A 6,533-nucleotide genomic window follows, 5' to 3' on the forward strand; every position below is an offset into this window, starting at 1 on the left:
AGCGTTTCGCTTAGCGCGCGAACCGAGGCCCCGCCGCCACCGCATCCAGGTGTTCCTTCAGGTCCCTCATGCTGAAGGGCTTGGGAATGAGGGTGACACCCGGGTAGGCGCGGGCCAGCTCCAGCGCCGTCTGGTCGACGCGACCGGTGGCGAGCAACACCGGCAGGTCGGGACACCGGTCGCGGAGCAGGGGGAGGGTGCCATGTCCGCCCAGGCCTGGCATGTTCATGTCGAGGATGAGGACCTGGGGCACCTTCCCGGCGGCCAGCAGTCCGAGTGCCTCTTCCCCGCTGGAGGCCAGCGTGACGCGATGCCCCAGGCAGCGGATCACCGGTCCCAGCGTGGCCCGGATCAGCTCGTCGTCGTCCACCAGCAGGACATCCATGGAACGGCCGGTCTCATCCGGCCCGCCCATGGGCGGAGGGGCTTCTTCGACTACCGGAAAGTCGACGCTTGGGAACCGAAGGGTGACCCGGGTGCCCTGGCCGGGCTCGCTGTGCAGTTCTATCGTGCCCTGGTGGGCGTTCACGGTGCTGTAGACGATGGAGAGCCCCAGGCCCGTGCCCTTGTCCGGGGGCTTGGTGGTGAAGAAGGGATCCATGGCCCGTTCCAGCACCTCCCTGGGCATACCGGTCCCAGTGTCCTCCACCTCGAGCTCCACCCAGCCCCGATGGCCTGGGCGGGTGCGGAGGCGGAGCTCGCCGCCCTCCGGCATTGCGTCGACGGCGTTGAGGCAGAGGTTCATGACGGCGTGGACGAGGGCGCTGGAATCACCCCGAATGAATGGCAGCTGCGGAGCCAGCTCCGTGGTGCACTGGACGAGGCCGAGGGTGGTGCGCTCCAGCAGTTGGACTTCCTCCTGGATCAGGATGTTCAGATCGACCACCTTGTTCTCCGTGAGGTCCTGGCGGGCGAAGTCCAGCAGGCGCCGGACCAGGCCGCCGCCTCGCTGGCAAGCCCGGGCGATGATGGAGAAGGCCTGCTGGGCGGGCGAGTCCACGGGGTGGAGCTCTTGGTGCATGGAGGCCATGCCCAGGATGGAGCCGAGCACGTTGTTCATGTCGTGGGCCACGCCGCCGGCCAGGCTCCCCAGGCTCTCCATCTTCTGCGAGCGCTGCAGCTGGCGCTCCAGCTGAAGGCGGTTCTCCTCGGCCTGCCGCAGGTTGGTGATGTCCAGGTGGGACACCACCAGCCGGGCCGGACCGTGACCAGGGAAGGGGGTGACGAGGGCCTGGAACCAGCGCCGCTGGACGGGGGAGTCGCAGGGGTACTCGAGGGCGAACTCCGGCAGCTCACCCAGCAGCACAGCCTTCATGCCCTCCGCCATGGCGTGGGCCATGTCGGCACCCAGTCCCGTCGAATGGCTGCAGACCTCCAGGTAGCTGACACCCTCCCACGGGTAGTCGGCGGACATTCCGTTGGCCGCGGCGAAGTCCTGCCAGGCCCGGTTGACCTTCAGGATGCGGCCCTCCCCATCCAGCACCGTGAGGTTGTCCCGGAGGGCGTTGAGGATCCGGTCGGCGAAGCGCTCCGAGTCGCGGAGCGCCTGCTGCGCCACCACGCGCTCGGTGATGTCCCGGGAGTTGACCACGATGGCCTGGATGGAGGGCGTGTCCAGGAGGTTGACGGCGACGGCCTCCATCCAGATCCAGGAGCCGTCCTTGCGCGCGTAACGGTATTCGGCCCGCAGCGGCTGCCGGGGCTGGGCGAGGCACTGCTGGAACACATCCCCGACCCGGGGTGCGTCTTCCGGGTGGAAGAACTCGAAGGTGCTGCGCCCGTCCATCTCCCCGGGACTGAAGCCATGCAGGCGCTGGGCAGCCGGGGAGTTGTAGATGAGGCGGCCCTCGCCATCGAGGAGGGAGAGGATGTCCCAGGAGTAGGCCAGCAGCGCCTGCAGGCGCTCCGGGCTCAAGTCCGCGGAGGCCGGGTGGAGGTCTGCGCGTGCCCGATCGGTCTCAGCCATCTCTGTCACCTTGTGGAGCAAGACTATACCGGGCGCGTGCCCCCCATTCGCCCAGAGTTGACCAGGTTGCCCTGCCGCCGCACCGAGGGGCCACCTTGATTTCAGGCCCGTCCAGCGAACCGGTCCGTGGCGGAAACCAGGGCTCGGGAAATTCCGGCATCATAGGCACTGTGGCCTGCATCGGGCACGATGACGAGTTCAGCTTCCGGCCAGGTCTTAGACAGGGCCCAGGCGCTCTCGATGGGGCACACCATGTCGTAGCGCCCCTGGATGATGGCGCCGGGGATGCCCTTGAGACCGGCTGCGTCGCGCAGCAGCTGGGCCTCGTCCATCCAGCCCTTGTTCAGGAAGTAGTGGCACTCAATGCGGGCGAAGGCCAGCGTGGTGGCCTCGTCGCCGTAAGAGGCGATGAAATCCGGATCGGGAATCAGCTTGCTGGTGGCGCCCTCCCAGATGCTCCAGGCTTTGGCCGCGGGCAGGTTCAGGGCCGGATCTTCGCTGAGCAGGCGCTTCGCGTAGGCACTCAGGAAGTCGCCGCGTTCCGCTTCGGGGATAGTGTCACGGTAGGGCTCCCAGGCATCGGGGAAGATGCGGCTGGCGCCCTCCTGGTAGAGCCAGTCCACCTCACGCTGGCGCAGAAGGAAGATGCCGCGGAGGATGAGCCCCGTCACGCGCTCCCGGTGCTTCTCGGCATAGGCCAGGCCCAGCGTGGCGCCCCAGGAGCCGCCGAAGACCAGCCAGCGCTTGAGCCCCAGGTGCTCGCGGATGCGCTCGATGTCGGCCACCAGCTCCCAGGTGGTGTTCTCGCGCACCTCCGCATAGGGCGTGCTCTGGCCGCAGCCCCGCTGGTCGAAGAGGATGATGCGGTACACGTCCGGATCGAAGTAGCGGCGGTGCTTGGGGCTGGTGCCGCCGCCAGGGCCACCATGCAGGAAGATGACTGGCTTGCCGCTGGGGTTGCCGCTCTCCTCCACGTGCAGCTCATGCAGGTCCGACACCTTCAGGCGCTGGACCCGGTACGGCTCGATGGGCGGATAGAGCCAGCTGACGGGATCCTTGCGCAGTGACATGGGCACCCCCTACACGAAGAACAGCGCCGCGGCCCCGGCGAGGGCCAGCAGTGTCCCGAGGATGGCATGACCGCCCACCTTCTCCTTGAAGACAAAGCGGGACACAGGCAGCAGGAGGACGGGCGACAGGGACATGAGGGTGGCGGCCACGCCCATGGGGGCCTTTGCGATGGCGATGAGGGAGAGCACCACGCCCAGCACCGGGCCCGTCACTGCGCCCAGGCCGATGAAGGCGGTGGCCCGGCCATCACGCAGGGCGCCGAGCGTCCCCCGCAGGCGGCCGGTGGCGCCGAACCAGAGCAGGAGGGCCGCCACACCGGCGGTGACCCTGATGAGGTTGGCGGAAATGGGGGGGAACTCGCCCGCCAGGCCGAATTTGCTGAAGACTAGGCCGATGGACTGGCCCAGGGCGCCGCCGATGCCCAGCAGGATGCCCCGCCACAAGTGCGGATGGTCCTCGTGGTCGCCGCCCCCCCACACCACCCAGGCGATGCCGCTCAGGGTGACAGCCATGGCCAGGAGCTTCGGCAGGGTCAGGGCCTGGCCCAGGAACAGCCAGGCCAGAAGGGCGCTGAAGAGGGGCGAGAGCGTCATCAGCAGCATGGCCAGCCGCGCCCCGATGAGGACAAAGGCCTCGAAGAGCACGGCATCGCCCAGGGCGAAGCCGATGAGCCCCGACGCGCCCAGCCATCCCAGCCGCGCACTTCCGGCCTCCATCGGGAAGAGGCTGCCGTAGGCCACCTGGTGCACCAGCAGCAGCGTGACCATGGCCATGAGGAGGCGGCCCAGGTTCACCGCCGCCGAGCCCACCCGTCGGCCCGCCACCGTGAAGCAGACGGAGTTCAGCGACCAGCAGAGTGAGGTGAGGAGGGCGGCGCTTTCGCCGAGGAAGGGCAAGGGGACTCCGCTGCGTTCCCCGGGCCGTGGGGTCCTTTCCATCCTACTGTCACTACCGGTTACGGACGCAGCTCGCGAGAGCGGCCGGGTCAGGCGGATGCGGCCGGGCCCTCACCAAGGCCGGGTGTCCGCTGGCTGATGCGGAAGAGCATCGCCACGCCGAAGCCCGCCAGGAGGAAGCCGAGGCCCCACATCCAGAAGGGCTGGAAGCGCTCATCGGAGAGATACGGAATGTGATGGGCATGGGCGAGGGTGACCACCAGGTTGTTCAGGAAGTGGGCGAACACGGCCGGCCAGAGCGAGCGTGTGCGAAGCGTCAGCCAGGCCAGGAAGGCCCCCACCAGCAACCCGGTGGGAAACTGCCATGGGTTCAGGTGGATGAACGCAAAGAGCAGGGCGGAATAGGCGATGGCCCGCCGGGTCCCGTAGCGCAGGACGAACCCGCCGAGGATCAAGCCCCGAAAGAGGGATTCCTCCGTCAGGGGCGCACCGAGCACCACGCTGGGCCAGCCCATGGCCGTGAACATCTGGCGGAACCAAGCCGGAGGCGGGATGACGTGTGAGAGCCAGCCATCCACACCGTTGACGATCAGCATGAGTCCCAGGGTCGCGAGGAGCGTGCAGGGCCAGACGGCGAGGGCTACAGGGCTGTGGGGAAAGGCCTCCGCCCAGGATTTCCGGCCCAGGGGGAGGCAGACGATCAACGTGAGGTATGTGCCGCCGAGCTGGCCCATGAACAGCAGCCACGCAGCCCAGCCGGGTCGCTTCAGGTGTGACAGGATGGCCGCCGGGAACGTGAGCATGGTGGTGAAAAGGAAGAAGAGGAACACCACCAGGAGGGCCTGGGCAAAGCCCGGGTAGGGCTTCTCGGGGGGCGTGGGGGCGGCTTCATCGGGGTGCATGCGCGGTCCTCATACGAACATCTGCAGGATGCCATTGCTCATGAGCATGCCCCGGGACCCGAGGCGCACGTGGTCGCCCTCCCAGAGCACTAGGTCCTCCTTGGCCAGGCTGCGCAAGTGGGCCTCCCAGGCATCGCAGAGGGGGCGCAGTTTGCGACGGTCGGATTCGTGCCGAAGCTCACCCCAGTCGAGGCCGCGGTGCATGCGCAGCCCCAGCAGGGGGATCTCGGACAGGACCTCTGCGGCATCCAGTTCCTGGACCTCGCTGTCGGCTCGCCCTTCTGTCCAGGCGGCGATGACACCGCTATCGAGCCAGCGGAGATCAGCTAGCTGCGAGGCGGCGCCGGGACCCAGGCCCAGGTAGGGCCGGCGCTCCCAGTAGCGGGTGTTGTGGATGGACTCGGCGCCGGGGCGGGCGTAGTTGCTGATCTCATAGGGCTGAAGGCCCTGCGCGGGCAGCTCCGCCTGGAGCGCCTCGAACACGTCGGCGACCTCGTCCTCGGAGGGCAGGGACAGCCGCCCCGCGTCGATCTCACCACGCAGGGGGCACGCCTTATCCAGGTCCAGCAAGTAGATGCTCAGGTGCTCGAGGCCGGTGGCGGCCAGGACGCGGGCGTCGGCCACCACCTTCGACAGGGACTGTCCGGGGATGCCCACCATGAGATCGGCGCTGCGGCGCTGGAACCCGGCCCGCTCTGCCAGCTCGAGGGACTCGAGGGCCTGGGCTGAGCCGTGGATGCGGCCCAGCCGTGACAGCAGGGTGTCGTCCAGGGCCTGCACGCCCAGGCTGATGCGATCCCAGCCCAGGCCGCGCGCCTGGCTCAGCCAGGCCAGGTCCACAGTGCCGGGGTTGGCCTCCAGTGTGGCCTCCACCAGCGGCCCCAGGTCGAAGGCCCGCCGCACGGCCGCCGTGAGCGCCTGCAGTTCCTCTGCTGTCAACAGCGAGGGCGTGCCGCCGCCCAGGTACAGCGTGTCCACCTCCGGTCGCCCCAGGGCCGAGCCCCAGGATTCAACCTCGGCGATCAGGCGCCGGAGCGTCTCCGGCTGGAGGGACCGGTCGCGGGTGGTGGTGAAGGAGCAGTAGGTGCAGCGGTCCAGGCAGAAGGGGACATGCAGGTAGAGGCCCAGCGGTTCTGCCTGGGCTGCTACCCGGAGCTCCGGCAGCCGGCGCTCCAGCTCAGGGTTCAACCATCACCTGCTTCAGGACCTGGCGGAGCGCCTTCACTTCGGTTGGGAAACGCCAGGGAGTCTGCAGGGGCTCGGCGGCCTGCTCCAGGGCGCGGTAGCGCTGTTGCAGGAGGGTCCGGTGCTCGGGTCGCAGGGCCCGGTCGGTGCCCATATGCTGCTCCAGCAGCTCCAGGTTTTGGCGGAGGCGCAGTGCCTGGGGGCGGTAGAGGAAGGCGTGCAGGAGCAGGTGCCCGGAGGCCACTCCCAGCAGGATGAAGCCTACGACCAGGGAGGGCTTGGGACCCGTCCGGAAGCCGAGGGCCAGCCACCAGCCCAGGAGCCCCATCAGGGCCACGGAGAGGAGGGGCACCACGGGCATCACCCACAGGCCGTTGCCCCACAGGCAGTCGTAGATGAGGGAATCGGCCACCGCTTCCAGGGTCGGCCGGTCCCCTTCAGCGCGCGCCTTGGCCAGGCGCCCGTTCAGGGCCTCCCAGGCCTGCCGCTGGGCGGGGCTGAGCAGCGCCTGGC

6 protein-coding genes are annotated in these 6,533 nt (G+C 68.8%); all 6 read right to left on the reverse strand.

Annotated elements, in window-relative coordinates; all coding sequences use genetic code 11:
- Positions 1-10 precede the first annotated feature (10 nt).
- Positions 11-1,966: a PAS domain S-box protein gene (locus tag WAS25_RS07525; protein WP_422310903.1), complete on the reverse strand. Its 1,956-nt coding sequence runs from the start codon at positions 1,964-1,966 to the stop codon at positions 11-13.
- A gap of 101 nt (positions 1,967-2,067) precedes the next feature.
- The gene (gene pip, locus WAS25_RS07530; protein WP_422310904.1) at positions 2,068-3,036 is read right to left on the reverse strand and encodes a prolyl aminopeptidase; all 969 of its coding nucleotides are present in this window, start codon (positions 3,034-3,036) and stop codon (positions 2,068-2,070) included.
- Between the two features lie 9 nt (positions 3,037-3,045).
- Entirely contained in the window at positions 3,046-3,933 is an 888-nt protein-coding gene (locus WAS25_RS07535; protein ID WP_422310905.1) for a DMT family transporter, read from the reverse strand.
- Positions 3,934-4,022: 89 nt separating this feature from the next.
- Positions 4,023-4,835, reverse strand: coding sequence for a CPBP family intramembrane glutamic endopeptidase (locus WAS25_RS07540; RefSeq protein ID WP_422310906.1), 813 nt, complete (start codon positions 4,833-4,835; stop codon positions 4,023-4,025).
- Between the two features lie 9 nt (positions 4,836-4,844).
- Positions 4,845-6,023, reverse strand: a complete 1,179-nt coding sequence (gene hemW, locus WAS25_RS07545; protein ID WP_422310907.1) for a radical SAM family heme chaperone HemW — start codon at positions 6,021-6,023, stop codon at positions 4,845-4,847.
- Positions 6,013-6,533 (reverse strand): AtpZ/AtpI family protein (locus WAS25_RS07550; protein ID WP_422310908.1); only part of this gene is annotated, 521 nt, incomplete at its 5' end. The genes WAS25_RS07550 and hemW, both read right to left, overlap by 11 nt.

Source organism: Geothrix sp. (assembly GCF_049292215.1).
Classification (GTDB): Bacteria; Acidobacteriota; Holophagae; order Holophagales; family Holophagaceae; genus Geothrix.